This window comes from uncultured Succiniclasticum sp. (assembly GCF_902793885.1).
Lineage (GTDB): Bacteria > Bacillota > Negativicutes > Acidaminococcales > Acidaminococcaceae > Succiniclasticum.
Genome location: NZ_CADBFF010000017.1, coordinates 32,657 through 55,995, shown reverse-complemented (window position 1 = coordinate 55,995; position 23,339 = coordinate 32,657). Strand labels below are relative to the sequence as shown.

Below are 23,339 nucleotides of genomic sequence, written 5' to 3'. Positions count from 1 at the left end.
TTTACACTCCCTTAATAAAATAAAAATTTATTGTATGCGTTTCCTGCAGCCAGTCTTTCATGGTCCTGCAGTACTTTGCAGTGCAAACTACAAATTCATTTCTTACTTACTTAACAGCGACGCTTTCTGCCCGCCTTCTTCCGGCGCAGCACCCTCTGTTACAAACTGCTGGCAGATTTCATACATGGCTTCTGCAAAAGACTTTTCCGGAACCGGCACGAAGCCGGTTTTATTTTTTTTGGTTTCAATGATGCGGTTCTTATTGGTGAACACCCGCATCTCTGTCACCGTATAGGTTTTCTCCGCCATGTTGTACTGCATATCCAGCAGACAGTACTGCAATTTTTCCTTGCCTCTCAGTTTGGACGCATACTGCTCCTGCAGTTTTTTCAGTATTTTTTTATCGGTAAACAGTGTTTTGACGGTAGCGCCCACCAAATTAGTATCCACAGTACCTTTTTTATCGGCAATGTAACCCAGGGTGCTCATGTCGTAAGCATATAAGCCTAAATCATTTTCCAGGATCAGCGACCAGCGGGCGGCTTCCTTTTCTTCTTCGCTCATGGGCGGTTTAGTGCTGATGCTCCAGTCCATGGGATTCTCCGGCACTTCTTCCACCTGCCTGCGGGCAGCCAGAACGGAAGACTGCAGTGTCAGTAAAAGAGTCACCAATAACAGCAACGCTATCTTCTTCATTGCTTTCCTCCATATTTAAAACAATATACAATTTGGAAAATTATTTAAATGATAATATTTCTTATTAAATTCCATTACATATTAAACTACAAAACTGTCAACTTGTCAAATATATTTCACATTTTCGCAAAATCATTTCTGTGTTTGTTACGAAAAACTCTTTCCTAGCAAATTTAAATTTTGAGATTTAAAATAACTACTGTATTTACACAATCTTCCGGCAAAAATGATTGCGAAAAAGACTGACCGTTCTTCCATAATCGTGCAAAGGATGATATAATTTAGAATATCTTAATAAGAATTTTTATTTTTAACAAATAATCTTAATTGTTTTTTATTTTAAGTTTTATGCGTTAGCGAAATACGATAGTGATTTGTATTTCATCCTTTCCTGCATACATTACAAAGCGTGCACTACGGAGACTGCCATGGACGATTTATCTAACTTTTTTAAAAGCCTTCTGCAAAATATAAAAGGCTTTTTTCTGCAAATCAAAAACCGGATTCCCAATCTGCGCTGGCAATTACAGAACAACAAGCCGTTAGCTTTTCTTTGCATCGCAGTGCTGGGCATCCTTCTCTTTTCATCCCTTAAAGGCCTGGTCAAAAGCTCGGCTTCCGCAGACCGCAAACCGTTAAAGGTGGAAGTCCATACCAAAGTGCTGGCTGAGGAACCCATGTACAAAACCGTCACCCTGTTCGGTCAGACCAATGCCGTTGCCAAAATCATTGTAGTGAACAAGTACGCAGGCATGATTACAGACGTACAAAAAGACTTGGGGGACAAAGTTTCCGCCGGGGATGTACTGGCCCAGCAGGATTTAAAGGATATTAACATACAGGTCAACCGGGCGGAAGCGGATTATAAATCGTACGATGCCTACACGGAACGGTACGACGCAACCTTTAATTCCAATTACCAGAAATATATAAGCGAATACAATCTGAAAAAGACTAACTTTGAACGCTACACGGAACTGTTTAAGAAAGGCGCCGTGTCCAAACTGGCGCTGGATGAAGCAGAGCAGCAGATGCTCAGCGCCAAAGCCAACCTGGATTCTCTGACCAGCCAGAAACTGTATGAAGGAAAACCGGCTTATGTGGCCGAACGGGCCCAACGGGCGGAACAACGGCGCAATTCCATGCTGCTGTTGGAAAACCAGCGGGCGGATATGACCATCCGGGCGCCGCGGGACGGGGTCATCACCTTCCGCAACGCGGAAGCGGGCAGCTATGTGCAGGCGGGTTCCCACCTTTTTACCATCGTGGATAACAGCAGCCTGCATCTGGACTGTCAGGTTTCCGAATACGACGCAGCGCTGCTAAAGACCGGGGAATCTGTTTCGGTTCTGGTGGAATCGCTGGGGAAAACGTATCCGGGAAAAATCACCTTTGTAAGCCCGGACAAAAGCAAAGAAACCAAAAACTACCTGGTACGCGTCGCATTGGACAAAGCAGACGGCCAGCTGAAGTCCGGCATGTTCGCGAAGGGTTCCCTGCGCTTTCTGCAAAAAGAAAAAGCGCTGTTCATAAATCGCAGCGCTGTATTAGAACTAAACGGCAAACAGTATGCTTTTGTATTAGGCGAGGATAAAAAAGCACACCGCAAAACGATCCGGCCCGGTATCCGCAATACGGAAGACCTGGAAATCGTAAGCGGCCTGAAAGCAGGGGACAAAGTCATCACCGATAACGTGTCCCGCCTGCGGGAAGGCCTGGAAGTTACCGATCTGGGCAAAAAGGATGAAGAAAAATGAATATAACCAAATTTTCCATCCAACGCCCCATCGGCATTTCCATGATCTTTATGCTGATCACGGTGCTGGGTCTGTTCAGTTATTCCCACATCGGCGTGGAACTGCTTCCGGATGTAGAGTCACCGTACATCAGCTGTATTGTGGAGTACCCCGGCGCCAGCACGGAGTCGGTAGAACAGCAGCTGACCAAACCGATTGAGGACGTCATCTCTACGCTGGAAGGGGTCAAAGAGATTCGTTCCGTCAGCATGACGGGACGCTCGGAAGTGTTTATCGAACTTTCTCCGGAACTGGATCCCAACCTGATGTCCGTGGAAGCCACCAAACGCCTGAACAAAATCCGAAGTTCCCTTCCGGCGGATATTGACGAGCCTGTAGTGCTGAAACGTTCGGCGGAAGAATACCCTGTTATTGAAATTGCGGTTACCGGCAAACAGGATGCCGCGGACCTGCATGCAATGGCAGAAAACACCTTTAAGGAAAAGCTGCAGCAGGCGGAGGGCGTGGCGGACGTTTCCGTCACCGGCGGCGCGGAAAAGGAAATCGCGGTGCTGGTAAACCAGGAAAAGCTGAATTACTACAGCCTGACCCTGAAAGATATCACCGACGCTATCCGCAGTGAAAACACCATGGTTTCCGCCGGATCCGTGTATTCGGAGAACCGGCAGATTTCCGTGCGCCTGGATTCCCAGTATAAAACCGTGTCGGATATTGAACAGATCAGCCTGACCAAAAACGGCCGGACATTTTTGCTGCGGGACGTAGCCGACGTACAGGTAAAAAGTAAACGAAGCTCCCGTTACGCCCGCATGGACGGTAACGACGCTGTCTCCATGGAAGTGTACAAGACCAGCGGCAGCAACATCGTGGATACCGCGGACAACGTATTAAAGAAACTGGAGGAACTGCGCAAAAGTTATCCGGATTACACCTTCACCCTGGTCTATAACCAGGCGACGTTTGTCAAAAATTCCCTGAACAACACGCTGCGCACCTTACTGGAAGGCCTGGTCACCACGGGTCTGGTCCTGTATCTCTTCCTGCGTGGCTGGCGTTCTGCTTCTGCGGTTATGATTGCGATTCCTACTTCCCTGATTGCCACCTTCTTTTTGATGTATGCCGCAGGATTCACTTTCAATATGATGTCCCTCATGGGCATGGCCACCTGTATCGGCATCCTGGTTGACGACTCCATTGTCGTACTGGAAAACATCCACCGTTTCCTGCAAAACGGATACAATGCCAGAGACGCCGCGGAGCAGGGACGGATGCAGATCGGCATGGCAGCGATCGCCATGACCCTGTGCGACGTGGTCGTATTTTTGCCCATCGCTTTCATGCAGAGCGCTACAGGCCAGCTGTTCCGTCAGTTCGGCCTCACCATCGTGTTCGCCACCTTGATGTCGCTGGCAGTTTCCTTTACGCTGACTCCCATGATGGCCTCGAAACTGTATGCCGGCGGCCTGGAAGAACCGCAGGGAAGAGTCTGGGACTTTTTTGACAATCTGGAACGGAATACCATCCGTCGTTATGAAGTACTGCTGCGAAACTGCCTGCAGCATCCCAAAAAACTATTGACAGGCATCATCGCCCTGTTTTTATGCAGCCTGCTGCTGATCCCGTTAGGCATCGTGGGCGCCGAGTACATGCCCAAAACGGATGAAAGCGCATTGCAGGTCAACGTGGAACTGCCTATCGGTTCCAATGCCCAGCAGACTAACGAAGTGCTGCTGCTCTTTGACGACTACCTGCGCACTATCCCGGAAATCAAACACCATATGTCCTATGTGACTACCCTGGAGCGCAACGGCAAAATCTCCATCACGTTATGCAGTAAAAACGAACGTTCCCGCAGTGTCTGGACCATTGCGGAAGACATCCGCGCCTTTGCCCGGAATAATCTCGGCAGCGCCAGAACCCGGGTCAATGTCATTCAGTCCTCTGTGGCCGGCGTTTCCGGCGGCCGCAACCTGGTGCGTTCGCCTTTACAGATAGAATTAAAAGGCTCCAGCATGGAAGTACTGGCGGAAGAATCCGCCAAAGTGGAAAAAATTTTAAGAGAAACAAACGGTGTCAAAGACGTAAAAAATTCTTATGTAGAAGGAAACCCGGAACTGAAAGTGGTGGTTGACCGAGACAAGCTGGAATATTACGGCGTCAGTTTAAGCCAGGTGCTTCGGTCCTTTGCCTCTGCCATCACAGGGCAGCGGGCGGGCGTGCTGGCCAACGATGAAAACAACCATGGCAAGGATACGGATATCAATGTCCGCTTTGCAGGTGGCGAAGGTTACCAGATGGATGAACTGAAGTCCATCCCCATCCCCGCAAAGACAGGCAGCGTATATCTGGGAGACATTGCGGAAATCAAAGAAACGGTAGGCCCCACCACCATCCGGCGCCTGAACAAGGAACGCTTCATCAACGTGCAGGCTAACCTGACAGACCGGCCCCTGAACGAAGTGAAACAGGAAGTTGAGCAAAAAATAAAAGCGGCCAGCCTGCGCTGCCGCTATGAATTTTCCGGCCAGACGGCCACCATGAACACTTCCTTTAAGGAAATGATCATGGCATTATCCATGTCTCTACTATTAATATATCTGTTGCTGGCGGTCCTGTATGAATCCGTCTTTACCCCCTTTATCCGGATGTTCTCTTTGCCTTTGGGCATCATCGGTTCCATTTTCTTCCTGCTGTTCACCAACAACACCATCAACCTGTATTCGTTGATCGGTATTCTGGTCATGGACGGCCTGGTTGCCAAAAACGGCACACTGCTGTTAGACTACACCCTCACCCGGATTCATGAAGGCCTTTCTCCTCTGGAAGCGGTAGTGGAAGCAGGCAAGGTCCGGTTAAAGCCCATCTTCATGACCGCCATCACCATGGTAGTCGGCATGCTCCCCACCGCCCTGAGTCTTTCGGAAGGCTCCGAGACTCGTGTCAGCATGGCCTGGGTTATCATCGGGGGTATGATTACGTCTACTGTATTTACGTTGTTTGTGATTCCCGTGCTGTTCCTGTGGCTGAAGAAGCATTTCCCGAAGAGGATATAACACAATAAATCTTTTCGCCATATAACAAAACCAAAGACGGCATACATTCCATCCATGTTTGCCGTCTTTGCGTTTTCAGTTTAAAACCAGATATTCAGTTGCTAATAGTCAGAATATCAAAAGTGTCAGACACCACTTTTCCCGTTCCCGGATTCCAGTCAAACAGCAACACTGCTTCTTCCCCGCTGTGTAATAATTTTGCCTTTCCGTTTTCAACCACTGCGCTCTGGCCAGGTGTCATGTCCATCCACCTTGGATTTCCCGTTTGGTTGCAGACCACTACAGGCAAACCCGTCCGCTGTGAAGCCAGTTCCCAGCTTGGCAGCGGATTTCCTGTTTCTTTGGCAGGCGGCCAAGCAGCTATATCGACAATAATCTGCGCGCCTTTGTCCGCCAGAACGCGGGGATAATTTAAAAACCAGATATCAGAGCAGACCAATACTCCTGTTGCCACACCACTGCAGGCAACAGGATTCAGTTTATTATCGTTAGTGGACCAAACCTCTGCGCCAAAACCTACATGGGCAGACATTTTGTTGTGCCGTCCCACCGGTTTGCCGTCGGGAGCGAAAACCAGGCAGGAATTCCTGTAACAGTCCGCCTGTTTATCATAATCACCGGCGCCCAGGAATAAGTAGGCGCCATACTTTTTGCACGTCTCTGTTAAAGACCGGATGTCTTCAGAAGGCTGCGGTTTTATTTTTTCCTTCTGCTTCGGATCAATCACATAAAAATAATACCCCTGCAACGCGGTTTCCGGCGTAACAATCCAGTTGGCCCCGTGCTCACCGGCAATGTGAATTGCTTTTTCTATTTTTTTAATATTTTCTGCCTGGGATCCCTGGGCTACATCCAGATGACACAAAGCAATACGTATAGATTTATCCGGACTGCCTTTTTTTAAATTGTCCGTATTCGAAGTATTTTCTCCGGTTCCTGCAGCAAAACCCGTACAACACAAAATGAGACAAACAAACAGAAGCAGGATATGAAACTTTTTAGCGAAACCCTTCATGACAATTCTTCCTTTTTCACTTATCTTCTATGCCCATCTCGCTCAATACAGTGATATCACTGTAAACCGTTCTGAAATTATGCTGTTTTTTGTTTCATCCCATTCAAACACCAGCAAAGCATCTTCTCCGCTGTAGGTCAGTTTCGGCTGCCCGTTTTCAATATACACGCTCTGCCCAACTGTAAAATCCAGCCACTCTGTCTTTCCGGTCTGGTTACATAAAACCATGGGCAGACCTGTTTCATTTGAACATTTTAACCAGGATGGCAACGGGTCTCCGCATTCTTTGGATATAGGCCAGCCGGCAATATCCACTAAAATCTGCGCGCCCTGTTCTGCCAGCCGTTTGGGACATTCGATGTACCATGCATCAGAGCAGACCATGATTCCTGTTTTTACATTTCCCACCTGTACCGGTTCTGCAATGGTACTGTTCGTCACCCAGCCTTCTCCGCCATAACCGTGGGAATGGTTTTTACGGTGCTTCCCGACCAGTTCGCCGTCCGGGCCGAACACAAAGCAGGTGTTATAATTGCACTTGTCATTTACGTCATACTCTCCGGCTCCCAGAAATAAATACTGCCGGTTTTTCCTGGCCAGATTCCGCAGCGGAGTTAAATATTCCGCAGGCTGCGGATCCAGTTTCTGCTCCGGGTCAATTTTATAAAAATGATAACCCTGCACTGCGGTTTCCGGCGTAATGACCCAGTCCGCTTTCACTTCGCCCGCAACCTGTACGGCGCGTTCCAGAATTTTCAGGTTTTTTTCAAGGGACCCCATGCTCAGAGTCAGGTGGCATAACATGATCTTCATAACAATGCTTGCCTTTCCCTTCGTTGATTTCTTATTTGTCCGTCAAACTGTCCTCATCAATAACAATGTCGGTGGGTACAGATAAATTCAATCATCCTTTACTCATTCTTCTCATCCGTCACGGTAAGCCGCGCGTTATCCGGGAAATCAAATTCTTTTCCATAAGCGCAACGGGCAACCTCCTGCACACAAAAGACAATATCCTGCGAACAGTTATAAATGAACTGCTCCCGGGGATAAATCAGCCGCTTTTCTTTTATAGCCTTTACGGTTTGCAGGGAAGGGTCTTTTAAATAACTGTCAATAAAGGCCTGTGTATCGTAACTGCCCTGACCGGTATAGACAGGCAACAGCATAATATCCGGGTTGATTTTAATCAGCATCTCTTTGGTCAGCTGCTGGCCGTTTTTCAATCCTGCCGCCGCAATCCCGTTGATCACATTAGCTTCCCGGCAGGCATCGTCATAAGCGCACCCAGTTCCGCCATAGGCAGTCATCAGGGAAAGCAAAACAATATTTTTTCGCTGTTCCGGTTTGATTTTACTCGTTTTCTCCCGAATCTCAGCTAACTTTTTATCCATCATCCCTATGAGCTGCCTTCCCTTTTCCGGTTCCCCTATTGCCGCGGCAACCTGTGAGACAGCATCTTTTGCATCCTGAATCGTTTCGGGTGATTTTACCGACACAACCTTTAATCCAAGATCCCGCATACTCTGTATCTTTTCTGCCTGCGTCCAGTCGGAAACGATGACCAGATCCGGTTTCATAGATAACACTTCTTCCGCGCTGGGATTTCCGATTTTTTTAGTAATTTTCTTCGCAATGGGAATAATATTTGACAATACCGGATCGTCCAACAATGTGTTGATTCCCACCAGATGGTCGCTGGCGACCAACCCCAATACAATCTGGTCCGTGTACATGGCGAAGGTCAGAATTCTTTTCGGTTTTGAGGGAAACGTAACTTTGGTTCCGGTTAAATCGGTTACTGAATACGACCCTGTTGTATTCATTTCCTGTTTGCTTTGCGCTGCATTTGTTTTACTGCTGTTTTGCGATTGTGTAGAAGAACTGCAGCCGGAAAGCAATGCTGATATAAGGAAAAATGAAAAAAGAAACAGGGTTAGAATCTTTCTTAAGCGCATAGTTTTGTCCTTTAAAAATACAATGAACTACTGTTAAACTGTATTGTTATATACCCGAAATTTAGACTTCCGCCGGAGACAAACCGCCTCGGCTATGACAATAAATACTTCCAATGTTCTATTCCACAGCCGTTACGAGTAGAAATGGTTATGTTTACCATACGATAATTATATTCAATTTAAAAAGTATTTACAATAATATATGTAACACGGTTAACTCTTTCCGAACACCTCAGGATAGGACATTTTTGCTACTTCTTCCACTGCATCCGCAATGTACTGTGATACGGTAAGCACCAGCGCGCCGGAAATCGTATAGACTTTTCCCTGTTGTACCGCTTTCATTCCCTGGTATGAAGGATTATTCAGTATTTTTCGTTTTTCTCCATCGGGGTTGTGTTTTCCGTCATAGTCCCAGTCGGGCACAAAAATAATATCCGGGTTCAGTTCGACAACTTTTTCCTGGGTGATCTCCATAGCGCTGGGATATTTCAGTTCCAGTGTTGCGTCGCTGACTCCCGCGTGGCGGCATACATCTCCGAAACTGTTATCCGGTGCATAAAATGCCCCCTCTGACCGAAGCTGTATGACACGCTTGCGCTGTGATGCCGGAATATTGGCCAGACGTTGCTGCACCTGTTTAATTCTTGCTTCCATTTTGGCGATGATGGCTTCCCCTTTATCCTTTTCACCTGTCAGGGCAGCTATCTGGCGAATAGACCTTTTTACTCTTTTAATATCTGATGGTGTTTTGTAAATATAGACTTTCAGCCCAAGTTCCCGCGCAGACTGCAGCATTTCCGGCGGATGAAAATCCGGTATGATCACCAGATCCGGCTTGAATGCCAGTACGCCTTCCATACTGTTTCCCTGCACCCGGTTGGGAATCTGCTTCGCTTCTTTAACAATACTGGAAACGCCGGGATCATCTACCAGTCTTGATAAAGCTACAATACGCTCCGGCTTGACCAATGCTATCAGAATTTCATCTGTACTAATGGAATAGGAAACGATACGTTTAGGTTTTTCGGTAAATTGAAGCGTAAGACCGGTATCATCTGTTATGGTGTAAGAAGATTGCAGTTTAGCAGTGTTTTTTGAAGAGGTACCTGCTTTTTCACTTTTGCGTCCGGGAAAACACATTATAAGCGATACCAGCATTAGTAGGATTATAAAACATTTAACTTTTCTGTGTTTCCATTTATTATTCATCTCAAGCTCTTATTAAACATTCATATCGCATGTTTTAGTTGCGCACACTCATGGCGCAATCAATGAAAAAGAAAGATGAATCGATTTCTCGATTCATCTTTCTTATGTAAATCGTCAGAATGAATACTCAACGCCCGCAACAATAGAACGTCCGGGCATGGTATACCATCGTCCAGCTGTTCCAACCGGATCATAAGATTCTACTGCAGAACATTCAGTATAGAATTTATCGAACAGATTATTCACTTTAATATAAGCTTTTAATTCCTTGATAGGTTTATAATTAACTGCCAAATCAGTTACAACATAATTTTTTGAAGGGAAGAAACCTGGTATAGTGCTATTTCTATCTAAACATGCTCTTGCCATCAAATCAACGTCAAACTTTTTGCTGTTGTATGATAAGCCCAAATTAATTGCATGTTTCGGAACAAAGCCGCTTACATTGTGATTAACATTGCCATCTGTTGTCTGTTTAGTATTCGTATAAGTGTACCCTAAAGACATTGAAAAGCCCTTTTCAAAAGCCTTCTTAAACTGTATATCGAATCCTTTTGCCTTTTCTTTTTCAATATTACCATATTTCCAGGTTGCATTATCATAACCAACAGCATCATGAGATTTTCGATAGAATAAATGAGTTGCCAAGGAAGCAGTGTCATCAAACTTGTGATTCCATCCAATCTCCCATGTATAGCCTTTTTCCGGTTTAAGATTTCTGTTTCCAACGTCATAATATGTGGAAAAATATTGGTAAGCTGTTGGCGCTACGAAGAACCTGTTGTAAGAAAGATACATGTTATTGTTCTTGTCAGCTTCATAACCTACATTAAAGCGAGGAGTAAAGGCACTCCCGGCAATAGAATGATTATCATAACGCAATCCTGTGTTCAAATCCCATTTTTTAGCAAATTTCCATTCATCTTGCAAGAAAATAGCTTTCTTTATAATGGTTTCATTAATGTCTGACCGACCCCACCACATATCTTCAGACGCAAAATCAAATTTATCATGCATGTAATTTAATCCTACTACCAGAGTATTTGAATCACTTAACTTTGCAGTTAACTGATCATCAATTTCCCAACTCCGGGATTTGTACTGAGTAGTAGCAGGAGAAAGATCTGAATACTTGTTATTGAACTTCAAATATTTTAATGCAAACCTGTTAGCAACTTTTTCATTAAACTTTTGATTAGAAATTACAGTCCATTCATCAGTATCTGTATTTCCGTTAGTAATACCGCCACCATAAAACTTATCTTCATATTTAAAATCTGATTTGTACTTGTTATAACCTATAGACAAATCAGTTCCTTCACTAAATTCATTTTTCAAGAAAAAACCAATGGTTTTCGCATCTAAATCTTGAATAATTTTGTCCCCATGTCCGTCTTTAGCGTCACCTAATTTATTAATCTTTGCATTGACACGATAAGTTAATTTTTTATTTTCCGTTGTCCCCTGGGTATAAAGCGCATATTCCTGTGCTCCAAAACTACCAGCTTCTGCCCTGATTTTTGTTACAGGTTCTGCGGTTTGTTTTGTAATAATATTAATAACACCACCTTTTGCATCAGCGCCATACAGAGCAGATGCAGCACCTTTAAGTGTTTCAATCCGTTCGATATTTTCTACTGGAACAAACATAGTTGAAGCCAATGGGGTAATATCAGACTGTGAAACTCTCACCCCATCTACCAACACAACAACCTGATTTGAACCGTTCAATCTAATTGAACTACTCATTTCATGACCGGGACTGCCGTATTCATAAATTACAACACCGGGAACGTCTCGTAACGCATCTTTTACTGTAGTGTAATGACGATTCTCAATATCCTTTGCCGTAATTACACTTAAATTCGCATGCGCATCAAATTCAGTCACGGGTGTTCTCGTCGCCGTCACAACAATCTGATCTAACGTAAATCCCTGCAACGCAGATTCTTCGGTCGTAGCATCTTCCGCATGAGCAACAGTTCCCCCAAACGGTAAAACACTGATTGTCCCGCAAATCAATGCTGTCATCAGCATTCCTTTGGTCAATCTCTTCTTCATCACAAACACCTCTCATTTTTTAAATCATATTTATTGAAAATATTTCCTGCAGCCAGTCTTTCATGGTCCTGCAGTACTCTATTCGCAATCTGCTTTTTTATATGTCGAACCGCAAAATATAGACGTCCTAATAATGCCGTTTCTTGATTGTAACTTTATAAAAAATTACATTTTAATAATATTTATTTTTAATAATATTTATTTTTTATATAATAAACTATATACTTAGAATATAGTCAATATTTTTTCTAATATTTTATAAAACCATTAAATATAAGCAGTTTTAAGCTCAGTTTTAATGCTCAATAATTAACACTTTTTAACAAAAACAAAAGGCGTGATATGAAAACGACGCATTAATTCAAAGCAGTCTGTTCATACCACGCTTTTTGATTTTACTAATTCTCTCTAACTTTTAGTTTTATATTCCCAAATTCCGTACTATATGTAAAATATCTCCCTGAGACAACTGTTTCAGTTTGTAATAATTGGCTCCCATTTCCGCTGCGACCTGGCGGGCAACTCCTAATTTAATATAATCCGTTTCTGTATCAATGACTACGGAAGTTATTTTTGCTTTATGAATCTGTCTTGCCAGCTTCATTGCGCTTTCTACCGGGTCTTCCCCATCCTGCACAACGGAATTAGCGCGCCCGTCGGTTACCAACACCAGTACCGGCTCTGTATCAGGTTCTTTGCGTTTCTGCATGTCCAACGTAATAAACGCCTGGGCCAGTCCTTCCGCCAGAGGCGTTTTACCGCCGGTAGGGAGTTCCGCCAGCCGTTTCTGCGCCAGGTCTACGCTGCGGGTAATGGGCAGCAGTTCTTCCGCCACTTTTCGCCGGAAAGCAATCATGCCCACCTTGTCCCGTTTCTGGTAAGCTTCCTGCAGCATGGCAAAGATGGCTCCCTTCACTGCTTTCATGCGTTCCTGGGCGCCCATGGAACCGCTGGCATCAACTAAAAACAGAAAAGTTGTACCAATCCGTTTTTCCCTGACACGCTGCCGCAGATCCGTCTGCTGGATATTGATGGCGCAGTCGTTTTTCGGGCGGTGCCGTTGATAAGGCGCTGCGGCCCGGATTGTTGCGTCAAAGGCCAGATCGTTCACTTTTTCTTTAGGAAGCTCTGCCCTCACATAGCGCCCCTGTTTCAGGTCTGTTTTCGTCAGGCTTCGTTTACCGCTGCCTTTGCGTTTGATCTGGTCTTTTCCCATATCCAGAATCATTTTGGGAAAGGGGAAATGCATATCGATTCCGTCAACCTTGTCTTCCTGGTTAGAGTTATTTTGCGGATCCTGTTCCGGCGGCTCCTGACCGTCTTCCTCCGGATCCGGTTTATCTTCGTCAGCATTTTCCGCACCGTTGTCCTGTTCCGGCAGCGGGGGCGGCATCATGTCTTCCGAATCGTTATCCGGATCCGCGTCATCGTCTTCCGTGTCCGGCGGTTCCTCGCTGTCCTCTGGTTCTTCCTGAGGCGGCTGTTCTTCCGGTTGGGGTTCCGGGGGCTTGCGCATACGGTGCGGCAGCACATACAGCGCCGCTTCTTCCATATCTTTAGGCAAAATGTAGACCCTCCCCGCCAGTGCCGCTATGGCCTTTGCCGTTTCCAGCAGATACAGATCAGCCCGGTGCCCGGCACAAAACGCCTGGGAACAGTATTGCACCGCCAGTTCCATCATGGCATCGCTGATCTCAACGTCAGGCAACAGTTCTCGTGCTTTGGAAATCTGCGCCTGCAACTGTTCCGTTTTTTCTTTATATTCTGTGCGGAATGTGGTTGCGTCCTTTGCAAAATCCAAAAGACGCTGCATGATTTCTTTGCGCTGTTCTTTTTCTTTCAGGTTTTCTGTTTCCACAAACAGTCCGAAACGGTCCAGCAGGTGATTTGGCAGCACGCCTTCATGGGGATCCATGGTGCCTATTACGGTGTATTCTGTTTTATGGACAAAAGAAATACCGTCCCTTTCCACCCGGTTTTCTCCTGCCATGTTGATATCCAGTACGGCAGTTAGCAGTTCCGGTCGGAGCAGGTTCACTTCATCAATATAAATAATATTTCCGTCAGCCCGGCCCAGCAGACCGGGTTCAAACCGTCTTTCCCCCTGTGTAACCGCATATTCCAGATCAATGCTGCCAAAGAGCATGTCTTCCGTGACGTTCAGCGGCAGGTTCAACAGTTTCCTGTCCCCGGACAGTTCCGCCGCGCCGCGCACAAGCACGGACTTTGCCGTGCCGGTCACACCGCTGATCAGGAGTCCGCCCGCCTTATGATTGACCAATGCGATAAGGATGGCCCGTTTTGCCTGTTCCTGTCCTGTTACGGCAACAAAGGGATAACACTTGAAATAATCAGACATAATTATCCTTCCAGGGCTGCAAGCACTTTTTCCATATCCAGCGTTCCGTCTTCAAAGGGACGGCGCCGCATACGGTGCGGCAGTGCCAGCCTTGCCGCGATTTTCAGGTCTTCCGCATTAACTACCCTGCTACCGCGGAAGGCCGCCATGGTCATGGCTGTCTTTATCATCGTAATATCGGAACGGTGCCCGTCCACTCCCAGATTGATAGCCAGGTCCGCCACCTTATCCAGCATCACGTCCGGCACGGTAACCTCCGGCAGCAGCTTTCCTGCCGCCACGATTTTGTCCGCCAATTCCTCCTGTTCCTTCTGATAAGAAGCAATAAAACCTTCCGGATCCGCTTCATAAGCCAGACGGCGTTTGATGACTTCTTTCCGGTTTTCCCGGTCATGCTCGCCCGTGACCGTTACGGACAAGGCAAAACGGTCCAGCAGCTGGGGCCGGATATCCCCTTCTTCCGGGTTCATGGTACCTACCAATACAAATCTGGCAGGGTGGGAATAAGAAACCCCTTCCCGTTCCACCGTGTTCACACCCATGGCAGCCGCGTCCAACAGCACGTCCACCACGTGATCGTCCAGCAGGTTGATTTCATCTACATATAAAATGTTCCGGTTGGCCTGGGCCAGCAGGCCCGGTTCAAACTTCTTTTCCCCGTGCTTGATCGCATATTCCACATCCAGCGTGCCTACCACGCGGTCTTCCGTTGCGCTGACCGGAAGTTCCACCACACGCATCTTCAGCGATTCAGCTTCTTTCAGTTCACCTGAATGAAATTTTTCCGTACAGTCATCACATAAAAAATTTTCCTGTAAAGGATCACAATGAAAACGACATCCTTTCACCGCTTCCATGGCCGGCAATAATTCCGCCAGGGCACGGACTGCCGTTGATTTGGCTGTTCCTTTTTCACCTTTAATCAAAACACCGCCCAGCGCCGGATTGATTACGTTTAAAATCAGTGACAGTTTCATATCTTCCTGCCCCACAATGGCAGTAAAAGGATAGACTCCTCTGCGTTTCATTACTTCCTCCTTGGGTATCAGTATCTGTTTACTATCAGCTAAACGATTTGATATGTGAGAGAACACTTCACGCCTTTCCCCTGCTGTCCCGTGTCAGCAGTTGGAAAGCTGTATTTTAAGTTTTTCTTCCAGTTCCGTCAATGAACTGTAAATCATTTCATGGGTTATATACTTTGGCTGTATAAAATCCAGTATCCTGCGGGCCGCTTTTGTCCGGAAGGGCTGGTGCCGGTCAATCTGCACGATGTGTTTATACATATCCGCAAAGGTCGTGCGCCGATCATACTCATGCACAAAACTCTTCTGATAGGCGCCTGATAAGGAGCAGCTTAAGTGGACGCCTTTGATCAGTTCCGCCAGTTCGCCCAGGTTCTCAACGGTCCGGCAGACGTAATCCGCCGCTTCTGCTTCATTTTGCAGTTCGGGATTGGTGTTCATCAGGTGCCCGGTATCCAGCATGATGCCCACATTTTTACGTCGGATACGCTCGAAAAAGTATTTCACGTTGTCCGGATCTGTCAGCCGCAGCCCAGGCCACCAGAGATTCTCAAACAGGACGGTTATGTGAGACGGAACAGCCATGGAAACAGCATTGAAAACATCGGCAGCCGCTTCCAGCACTTCCAGATCCGAATACTGAAAATCGAAGGTATAGGTTTCCTGTACATCCGCCTCCGAAACGTGCCAGACCATATATTCCGGTTTTACCACGGCGGCGGCAATCAGATGCTGCTGTATGACCGACAGCCATTCATCCTTGTTCAGGGCGCCGAAGTAACAGTCATTTCTTGCTTTTGCAGACTTGAATTCCCGCTTTAGCCGGGATTTATTGTTCTTCCAGAATCCCACCCAGTACGGCCAGTAAGCCAGATGGACTCCCACGGAAGATTCTTTGAAAGCCGGTTCCGGTGCTTCCTTTCCGTAAATCAGATGTTCGATCCCGTCCAAGCCCAGATATTTTACATATTCCGGTAATGTTTTTCCCGTCTCCTCCAGTTGCTTTACATAATCATGATATACACAGAAATTAAATAACTGCACCATGCTCAAACTTCCCCTCAGACAAATTATATATTTGTGTTTATGAAAAGACACCGCCTGTTTGCAGACTGCAGGTTTACTTTTGCAGAACTGCTAAAAACATTTGCTGCCAGATTTCCGTCATGGACTCCTGGGAAACCTTCTTTTCAATTTTCAAAGGCTTTATGCCGTAGGCCTGTGCCAGAATTCCAAGTACCGCCTCTGCTCCGTCCTTTGTTTCCTTTTCCTGCAGCAATCCCCATAAAAACTGATCCAGCAAATGAATATACAATGAAGTGTATGTCAACATCTTTTCTTCTTTTGCCAGGGCTTCCGCTTTTGCCAGAAACTCAGGTTTCAGCAGAGCATCTCCCTTCTTGCCTGCAACCAGATATTTTTTCCATAACGTAGTCTTGTTCACGCCAAAGCGCTGCAGACGTTTTAACACATTGTGCTGCGATTGAGGATTCAGTCCAGTCTGTTTGTCCAATGCCTTTTTGACCGCTTCTTTAACCGCCCGGCCAATTAACTCGCCCAGTTTGGAATGTTTACCGGCCCCTTCCAGATACAACGGCGATTCACTGTTGGCCACAACAATGGTGGTATCGGTTCCCGAACCGGTAGCGATTCCATTGGAATACTTGCTTCCTTCCAGCAGTTCCTGAATTGCCGCGGTTTTGGCTTCCGTACAGGTCACCAGGGCCCGGGTCAGGGTTCCGGGGGGAAGATCCGTATCCAGCACAAGCATGATATTGATAGTCCCGGCTTTGTCCGCTTTTTCCAGCGGTTTAAAAAAGTCGGCGGGATCTCCCACCCGGCCTCCGTTTGTTTCGATACCGCCAGTAACAATAGCTGTTACTGTGAGATTCTGATAAGACAATGTCTCAATCGCTGCGTTTTCCATATCCGCCGCCGTTCCCATGCCCGTTACGGTTTCCGGATTCAAACCCAGCCGCCCGGACAGGATCTGCATATGTTCGGTGTAAGTGGGAGCCAGCATTTCACATGGCATGCCGGCTCCCTGTTTGGCATCATGGTTAAACACCGCGTTATAGTTCTCGTGATATCCCCCGTTAAATACTGACGTACTGAGAACTTTACGCCTGCCTTTGAAAAAAACAACAATGCTTTTTTCATAGCGGTACACTTCGTCGCCTGTAGACAATGTATATAATTTTTCGGTAACCGTATCCTTGCTCATGCTTCATCCGCCTGTTCTTCCAACTCACCGTCCACATCCAGGCATAAGCGCTGCAATGCCTGAAGTGTTTCTTCTTTTGCATGCCACAGTTCCCGCTGGGAAGCTTCCAGTAACACTTCGGTTGTCCGTTTCAGGGCCCAGGGGTTTACGTCCCGCATCCATTCCTGCACTTTGGGATCCAACACATATTTTTCCGCGTATTTTTCATACATCCAGTCTTCCATCACTTTACTGGTGGCGTCCCACTGGTAGCTGTGGGCCACCATGTTGCTCATGTCCGCGGCGCCTTTGTATCCGTGTTTCATCATGCCTTCGATGAATTTCGGATTGATAGCCTCGCTGCGGAACAGGCGTTTCGCTTCTTCCTGCACGCTGTGCATGGTAACACGGCTCCGGTCTGTGCTGTCCCCGCAATAGGATTTGGGAGCGCTGCCTTTGATGCTGCGCACCGCCGCGATCATGCCGCCGTGGTAGGCATTGTAGTCATCGCTGCTGAGCATGTTGGTTTCGTGATTATCCTCATTCTTGATTGTGATATCCAATACTCCCATCCGTTTCCGGAACTGTTTGGGAAGGAATTTGCCCCTGGTTTTACCGCCGTAGGCATGAGCGCCCCACCGTACATACACGTCAGCGATATCGTCAATCGTTTCCCAGTTCTTTGCCTCCAGCAAAGCAGCCACGCCGGCGCCGTAGACTCCCTGTTCATCGCCGAAGATACGGAATGCCGCGGTACGCCATGCTTCTTCTTTAACCATGCCTTCTTCTTTTTCTAATTCTGCGCTGTCTTCCATAATATGTTTGCGGACATAGTTTTGTTCCGGATCTTCTTCCTGCGCGGCAACCTTCAGCACCGCTTTGTCCAGCATTTCACCGGCGCCCGGCATGCTGTCCCGGAACAGTCCGCTGATCCGGGCGGTAACGTCTATGCGGGGCCGTTTCAATTCGTTAAGCGGCATCACTTCGAGGCCGATGACCCGCAGGCTGCCCGGCTGCCAGACCGGCTTCACGCCCAGCAGGTACAGAAACTCCGCAAGGCACTGGCCGTGGCTGCGCATGTTCGCTCCGGCCCATAACACAATACCGATGTTCTCCGGGTAATGTCCTTCTTCTTCAATAAACCGGCTGATTACCTGGTCGCCCAGGCTTTTGCCGATTTCCCAGGCTGCCGCGGTAGGCAATGTCCGGGGATCCACGCCGTAAAAATTCCGGCCCGTCGGGAGCAAATCTGCCCCGCCGCTGCTGGGAGCCCCGCTGGGCCCCGGTTCAATATATTCTGCCTCAAACCCGCGCAGCATGGTAGCCTGTTCCTGTGAAGTCAGCATCAGGTTGGGATACACGGTATGGCAGATATATTCGCAAACTGTACGCAGTTTTTCATCAAACGATTTCGGTGTTTCCTGTATGTTCTGATCCGCAGCCGTACGGGATGCTCCTGCCAGAATCTGTACCGGCGGTTTTGAGGCCGCTTCTTTTACCCAGACCTGCTGCATGACTGCCTGTATGCCGGCATCGGAAAAATCATGGTCCTGCAAAATGCGGATCACGTCCCTGCACTGTTCACCGATACGGTCGATCAGCATATTAAACGTGATCTGCAGCGGTTCATATATTTCTGAGCTGTGTTCCAGCAGATAATAATAATCATATCCGTATTGGGACGCCAGCGTCTGGTTCAGGCTCGGAATATTACCGTTGTCCAGCCTGGTCAGCAGCCAGAGGTATTCCGTCAGCCCATCATCCTTCGGCGGCTCTCCCAAAACATGAAGGCCTGTATGGACCTCCATATTTTTTAAATCGGTAATGTAATTATGAAGGTCGCCCAGATATTCTTCGAAAGGCTGGCCTTCTTCCCGTTCAACCTCGCCGTCCAGATTCGCTTCTTTAACCTTTGCCAGCACCAGTTCTTCCAGACGGGGCAGGTTTTCCGGCGCGGTCCGCTGGAAATGAACATATTCTTCCATCGCTTTTTCCAGTTCTTCCAGTTCATCATAGGTGCCGGCCTGGGACTGGGGCGCGGGCAGATGTTCGTCCAGTACGGCAGCCCCGCGCCGCTTGGCCTGGATTCCCTCGCCCGTAATGGTCATATTGTAAATATACATGTTGGGCAGATCCCGCAATGACAAATCAGGATAACAACCCGCGCTGAGGCCTGCATTCTTTCCCGGCAGCCATTCCAGGGAGCCGTGGGTACCGATATGTGCCACTGCATCCGCTTTCCAGATATCCCGCACCCATTGGTAAAAAGCAAGGTAATGATGTGTCGGCGCGCAGAAAGGAGAGTGGTATATCTTTGCCGGATCTTCGCCAAATCCTCTGGGCGGCTGTACCGTAATGAAGACATTTCCGTCCATGGTTCCCGGCACCATCAGCTTTCCGCCATATTCCATAACGCTGCCCGGGGCACTTCCCCAGTCTTTGGCGAGCTGGTTCTGTACTTTCTCTTCAAACTGACTGTAAAACGCTCCGTATTCTTCCCCGGAAATCTTGTTGGCTTCTTCCAGCTGCTTTGCCGAAAGCATGGAGCGGTCATTGGTTGCGTGGCTGGTGAGTATTTTAATAAACTCTCTGGTATCCTGCGGAATAAACTCAACTTTGTACCCGCGTTCTTTCATATTGGCCAGCAAAAGCCGCACGCTTTCAATAGTATCTAATCCCAGCCCGCTGCCGATATTGGAATTCTTCGGAGGATAATTATGGAAAATTATCGCTATTTTTTTATCGGCATTTGATTTATGGCGCAACACGGCCCATTTTTTGGCCTTGCTGATCATATGGGCGATACGCTCAGGGATCGGGATATACCGGATATCCCCGTTATCCAGTACTTTTTTGGTTGCGACCGGCACACCGTGGGTCACACCGTCAAATTCCGGCAGGGAGATGGAAATGGAAACCTCCATGGCGTTCATGCCTTCCAGATTGTCCTTCCACTCTTCATATTCCGTAAGAAGCGTATAGGCAGCCAGTACAGGTACATTCCACTGTTTCAGAAAATCCAGTTTAAGGGCGCCGCTGGCTGTCAGGGAGAATTTGGTTATATTGATAAAAACATCTATTACGGGAAATCCCTTTTTAAAGAAAAAGCGGCTGAACACTTCATCCAGCGTAGGCATTCCCATTTCTTTATAGGGCATTCCGTTGCTGAAGGCACAGATGACATTAAGCCCCTGCTTTTCCGCTTCTTCAATCAGCCGGCTCTGATATTCCAGGTCGCCCCACACCCATTCATCCCGGTAAAACAGGATTCCTACTGTAAGCCGCCCCGGGCTGCAGAAATCTTTTTCATACTCTGCCAGATCCGTATATACCTTTTTTGCCCGTGGGTGAAAGATTCCCGTCCAATGGATAGGATCCGGTTTTGCCACAGCAGAAGTATCTCCCGCAGCCAGTCCGTCCATATACTGCCAGAGATGATACAGGTTGCTTTCGCCCCCGTAAACGGAATATAAGCGGATAGCATTTTCCTGTTCCGGTGTAATGCCCTGAATCAGGTTGTCGTCATCTCCGCCAGCCGCATCAATATAATAGGCTATATTCTTCTGCTGCACATAGGCGTGTACCCGTTTCAGAAATGTGGTCGTCAGTCCGCTGCCCATCCACTTCAGCAGCAGAAAATCCGTACCTGCCAGACGTTTTTCAGCGTCTGCGTTCCATTCTGTATTATCTGTTACCCACCAGCAGGAAAAATCTCCCTGCATTTCCCCGTTATTCTGCAGTTTGTCCAGCATCTGCTGCATGATGCCGAAACGACGGATCACATTGGTCATGAAAATAATCTTGCTCATGTTTTTCTCCCAAATTACATTTTTTCTTTCTGCATCTTACGCAACAGATATAAGAAATACGGGGTACCCAGCAATGCGGTCATGATGCCTACGCGCACTTCCGCCGGCGCCAGGACCACGCGCCCCAGTGAATCGCAAACCACAAGGAATAACGCTCCGCCTAACGCGCTGGCGGGAAGCAGCACCCGGTGGTCCGGTCCCAGCAGCATCCGCATCATGTGGGGGATCACCAGTCCCACAAAGCCGATGTTGCCGCTAACACATACCGAAGTTGCCGTAGTCATGGCAGACACCAGCAGCAGACCCATACGAAAATACATAACCGGCATGCCTACCGCTCTGGCTTCGGTTTCACCCAGTACCAGGATATTAAGGTGCCTAGCAAGCAGCAACATGATCACGATACCAAAAGCAATCGGCCCGACAGCCAGATAAACATGTTCCCAGCGCCGGTAATCCAGACCGCCTACCATCCAGAAGAGATACTGCTGCAATTTCTGTTCGTTCATAAAAGTCAGTATGCCTGACGTTAGAGCTCCCAGCAGCATACCGACCGCAACGCCTGCCAGAAGTAATGTCATTACCGGGATTTTTCCGTTCCGGGCAGCCAGAAAGACCGTCAGCGCAACCGCGCAGATACTGCCACAGAGCGCAAATGCGGGCATGGTGAACATACTTTGTGTGGCAAAACCCGTAGCAATGGCCAGCACGGCTCCCGTTGCAGCGCCTGCGGAAATACCGATGATGCCGGGATCCGCCAGCGGATTACTGAAGATTCCCTGCATGACCGCGCCGCACATCCCTAATGCTCCGCCAACCAAAACCCCCACTACCATACGCGGCATACGGATAAACCAGATTACAGCAAGCTGCTCCTGGGTAAAATCTTTTTCTGTAAAAAAAGGCAGTCCCGTCTGATGGCAGACAACAGCCAGCGTATTTTTTACCGGCACCGGAATCTGGCCGAATGTCAGAGACAAAGCTGTCACGCACAACAGCAGAATGACAAGTCCCAGCAATGCGGCGCGTTTGTTCTTAATCAAAGGGAACCTCCTCAACAAAACATATCATTAAACTTAAGGAGATGCTGATGAATTCGTCTCCTTAACAATACAAATCAAATCTTTATTCCTGGTCCTCCGGTTTCCCCTCCGGAAAGAGTTCGGGGTATACAGCATAGGCAATATTTTCCACAGCGTCCACAATATGATGGCTTGCCACATACCGGTACCGGTCTGATACATAAACCATTTTCCTGTTTTTTACTGCTTTCACATTACGGTAAGCCGGATCTTCCATCAATTCCCTGGCAAACTTTTCCGGATCGGAATGTTTGTCATAATTCCAGGTCGGTAGCAAAAACATATCGGGATTCACCTGCACCACCTGTTCTTTACTGATCTGTCCTTTCATCCCCAAAGGATGGACCGTTGCAGCGCCATTGATTACGTGGGCCAGTTTCATCATGGAATCAAACAGTTCCCCCTTGCGCCCCATGGGCCCGGTCATGGAAAAAGCCACTGCCGTTCTTCTCCGGTCATCCGGTATTGTCTGTAAACGTTTTTCCAGCAAAGCCATACGTTCATCCATGCGTTTGAGCAAATCTTCTGTCTTCTGCGGTTCACCTGCCGCCACTCCCAGATTGCGGACTTTCTGCCGCATTTCCTGATACGTTTTCGGACTCATGGCCACATAGACAGTAAGGCCCATGCTCTCCAGCGTACGTAATTCATCAGCCCCCGTGGAGGTTGAGATGACCACCAGATCCGGATGCAGGGCAAAGATGGCTTCCGAATTGTTTTCAACTTTTTTGCCGACCCGCTTCACATCTTCCTTACTCAGAAAAGATATTTCCGGATCGCCCGCATGCCGGCTGTACGCTGCAATCCGTTCCGGTCCTGCCAGTGTTTTCAGTATCTCGTCCGTGCCATAGGTAACGGAAACGATCCGGCGGGGTTTGGTTTTGAAAACAAGGGTCCGTCCCGTATCGTCTTTGGCAGAATAAGACTGCTCCGGATTTCCGCCTGCCGGTTTAACATCCGAACTGCTTTTCACGGCAGAATGAGTTTTTTCTTCTGCAGGCGCATCCTGCTTGCAGCCGCACAGCAGTGTCAACAGGAACAGCACGATGAGAAACAGTATGATAAAACGTTTTTTATTCGTTAAATTACATATATTAAAAGTATGCATC

15 protein-coding genes are annotated in these 23,339 nt (G+C 47.6%); 2 read left to right on the top strand and 13 right to left on the bottom strand.

Annotation, left to right across the window (positions count from 1 at the left end):
* Positions 1-102: 102 nt before the first annotated feature.
* The gene (locus tag QZV31_RS09170) at positions 103-696 is read right to left on the bottom strand and encodes a hypothetical protein (RefSeq protein ID WP_295359818.1); all 594 of its coding nucleotides are present in this window, start codon (positions 694-696) and stop codon (positions 103-105) included.
* A 428-nt stretch (positions 697-1,124) separates the two neighbouring features.
* On the opposite strand from QZV31_RS09170, the gene QZV31_RS09165 reads away from it, so the two are divergent.
* On the top strand, positions 1,125-2,453 hold the full coding sequence (locus QZV31_RS09165) for an efflux RND transporter periplasmic adaptor subunit (RefSeq protein WP_295359816.1): 1,329 nt from the start codon (positions 1,125-1,127) through the stop codon (positions 2,451-2,453).
* Positions 2,450-5,506 (top strand): efflux RND transporter permease subunit, encoded by a 3,057-nt coding sequence (locus QZV31_RS09160; RefSeq protein ID WP_295359815.1) that lies wholly within the window; start codon positions 2,450-2,452, stop codon positions 5,504-5,506. Before QZV31_RS09165 ends, QZV31_RS09160 begins: the two co-directional genes overlap by 4 nt.
* 94 nt (positions 5,507-5,600) lie before the next feature.
* Here the strand turns inward: QZV31_RS09160 and QZV31_RS09155 are convergent, their stop codons facing one another.
* The 12 genes from QZV31_RS09155 to QZV31_RS09100 all read right to left on the bottom strand — a co-directional run bounded on the left by QZV31_RS09155 (position 5,601) and on the right by QZV31_RS09100 (position 23,338).
* Positions 5,601-6,521 carry a carbon-nitrogen hydrolase family protein gene (locus QZV31_RS09155; RefSeq protein WP_295359814.1) on the bottom strand — a complete coding sequence of 307 codons (921 nt, stop codon included), beginning with the start codon at positions 6,519-6,521 and terminating at the stop codon, positions 5,601-5,603.
* Positions 6,522-6,563: 42 nt separating this feature from the next.
* A complete protein-coding gene (locus QZV31_RS09150; protein WP_295359812.1) occupies positions 6,564-7,334 on the bottom strand; it encodes a carbon-nitrogen hydrolase family protein in 771 nt (256 codons plus the stop codon).
* Positions 7,335-7,432: 98 nt separating this feature from the next.
* Complete coding sequence (locus tag QZV31_RS09145) at positions 7,433-8,347, bottom strand: ABC transporter substrate-binding protein (RefSeq protein WP_295359810.1); 915 nt, start codon at positions 8,345-8,347, stop codon at positions 7,433-7,435.
* Between the two features lie 345 nt (positions 8,348-8,692).
* Positions 8,693-9,622 carry an ABC transporter substrate-binding protein gene (locus tag QZV31_RS09140; protein WP_295359808.1) on the bottom strand — a complete coding sequence of 310 codons (930 nt, stop codon included), beginning with the start codon at positions 9,620-9,622 and terminating at the stop codon, positions 8,693-8,695.
* 183 nt (positions 9,623-9,805) lie between these two features.
* A complete protein-coding gene (locus tag QZV31_RS09135) occupies positions 9,806-11,752 on the bottom strand; it encodes a TonB-dependent receptor (protein WP_295359806.1) in 1,947 nt (648 codons plus the stop codon).
* Between the two features lie 421 nt (positions 11,753-12,173).
* A complete protein-coding gene (locus QZV31_RS09130; RefSeq protein ID WP_295359804.1) occupies positions 12,174-14,111 on the bottom strand; it encodes a VWA domain-containing protein in 1,938 nt (645 codons plus the stop codon).
* A gap of 2 nt (positions 14,112-14,113) precedes the next feature.
* A complete protein-coding gene (locus QZV31_RS09125) occupies positions 14,114-15,139 on the bottom strand; it encodes an AAA family ATPase (RefSeq protein ID WP_295359802.1) in 1,026 nt (341 codons plus the stop codon).
* Between the two features lie 93 nt (positions 15,140-15,232).
* Entirely contained in the window at positions 15,233-16,183 is a 951-nt protein-coding gene (locus tag QZV31_RS09120) for a TIM barrel protein (RefSeq protein ID WP_295359800.1), read from the bottom strand.
* A gap of 73 nt (positions 16,184-16,256) precedes the next feature.
* Positions 16,257-17,360, bottom strand: coding sequence for an adenosylcobinamide amidohydrolase (locus QZV31_RS09115; RefSeq protein WP_295359798.1), 1,104 nt, complete (start codon positions 17,358-17,360; stop codon positions 16,257-16,259).
* The gene (gene cobN, locus QZV31_RS09110; RefSeq protein WP_295359797.1) at positions 17,357-21,148 is read right to left on the bottom strand and encodes a cobaltochelatase subunit CobN; all 3,792 of its coding nucleotides are present in this window, start codon (positions 21,146-21,148) and stop codon (positions 17,357-17,359) included. The genes QZV31_RS09115 and cobN overlap by 4 nt, the downstream gene beginning before the upstream one ends.
* Positions 21,149-21,162: 14 nt before the next feature.
* Positions 21,163-22,188, bottom strand: coding sequence for an iron ABC transporter permease (locus tag QZV31_RS09105; RefSeq protein WP_366508709.1), 1,026 nt, complete (start codon positions 22,186-22,188; stop codon positions 21,163-21,165).
* Between the two features lie 85 nt (positions 22,189-22,273).
* Positions 22,274-23,338: an ABC transporter substrate-binding protein gene (locus QZV31_RS09100; RefSeq protein ID WP_295359793.1), complete on the bottom strand. Its 1,065-nt coding sequence runs from the start codon at positions 23,336-23,338 to the stop codon at positions 22,274-22,276.
* Between the last annotated feature and the right edge of the window lies 1 nt (position 23,339).

What these genes read in the sequence shown, in the direction of transcription:
- QZV31_RS09170 (WP_295359818.1), bottom strand. Translation starts at nt 696, where the DNA reads ATGAAGAAGATAGCGTTGCTGTTATTGGTGACTCTTTTACTGACACTG.
- QZV31_RS09165 (WP_295359816.1), top strand. Translation starts at nt 1,125, where the DNA reads ATGGACGATTTATCTAACTTTTTTAAAAGCCTTCTGCAAAATATAAAA.
- QZV31_RS09160 (WP_295359815.1), top strand. Translation starts at nt 2,450, where the DNA reads ATGAATATAACCAAATTTTCCATCCAACGCCCCATCGGCATTTCCATG.
- QZV31_RS09155 (WP_295359814.1), bottom strand. Translation starts at nt 6,521, where the DNA reads ATGAAGGGTTTCGCTAAAAAGTTTCATATCCTGCTTCTGTTTGTTTGT.
- QZV31_RS09150 (WP_295359812.1), bottom strand. Translation starts at nt 7,334, where the DNA reads ATGAAGATCATGTTATGCCACCTGACTCTGAGCATGGGGTCCCTTGAA.
- QZV31_RS09145 (WP_295359810.1), bottom strand. Translation starts at nt 8,347, where the DNA reads ATGAATACAACAGGGTCGTATTCAGTAACCGATTTAACCGGAACCAAA.
- QZV31_RS09140 (WP_295359808.1), bottom strand. Translation starts at nt 9,622, where the DNA reads ATGTGTTTTCCCGGACGCAAAAGTGAAAAAGCAGGTACCTCTTCAAAA.
- QZV31_RS09135 (WP_295359806.1), bottom strand. Translation starts at nt 11,752, where the DNA reads ATGAAGAAGAGATTGACCAAAGGAATGCTGATGACAGCATTGATTTGC.
- QZV31_RS09130 (WP_295359804.1), bottom strand. Translation starts at nt 14,111, where the DNA reads ATGTCTGATTATTTCAAGTGTTATCCCTTTGTTGCCGTAACAGGACAG.
- QZV31_RS09125 (WP_295359802.1), bottom strand. Translation starts at nt 15,139, where the DNA reads ATGAAACGCAGAGGAGTCTATCCTTTTACTGCCATTGTGGGGCAGGAA.
- QZV31_RS09120 (WP_295359800.1), bottom strand. Translation starts at nt 16,183, where the DNA reads ATGGTGCAGTTATTTAATTTCTGTGTATATCATGATTATGTAAAGCAA.
- QZV31_RS09115 (WP_295359798.1), bottom strand. Translation starts at nt 17,360, where the DNA reads ATGAGCAAGGATACGGTTACCGAAAAATTATATACATTGTCTACAGGC.
- cobN (WP_295359797.1), bottom strand. Translation starts at nt 21,148, where the DNA reads ATGAGCAAGATTATTTTCATGACCAATGTGATCCGTCGTTTCGGCATC.
- QZV31_RS09100 (WP_295359793.1), bottom strand. Translation starts at nt 23,338, where the DNA reads ATGCATACTTTTAATATATGTAATTTAACGAATAAAAAACGTTTTATC.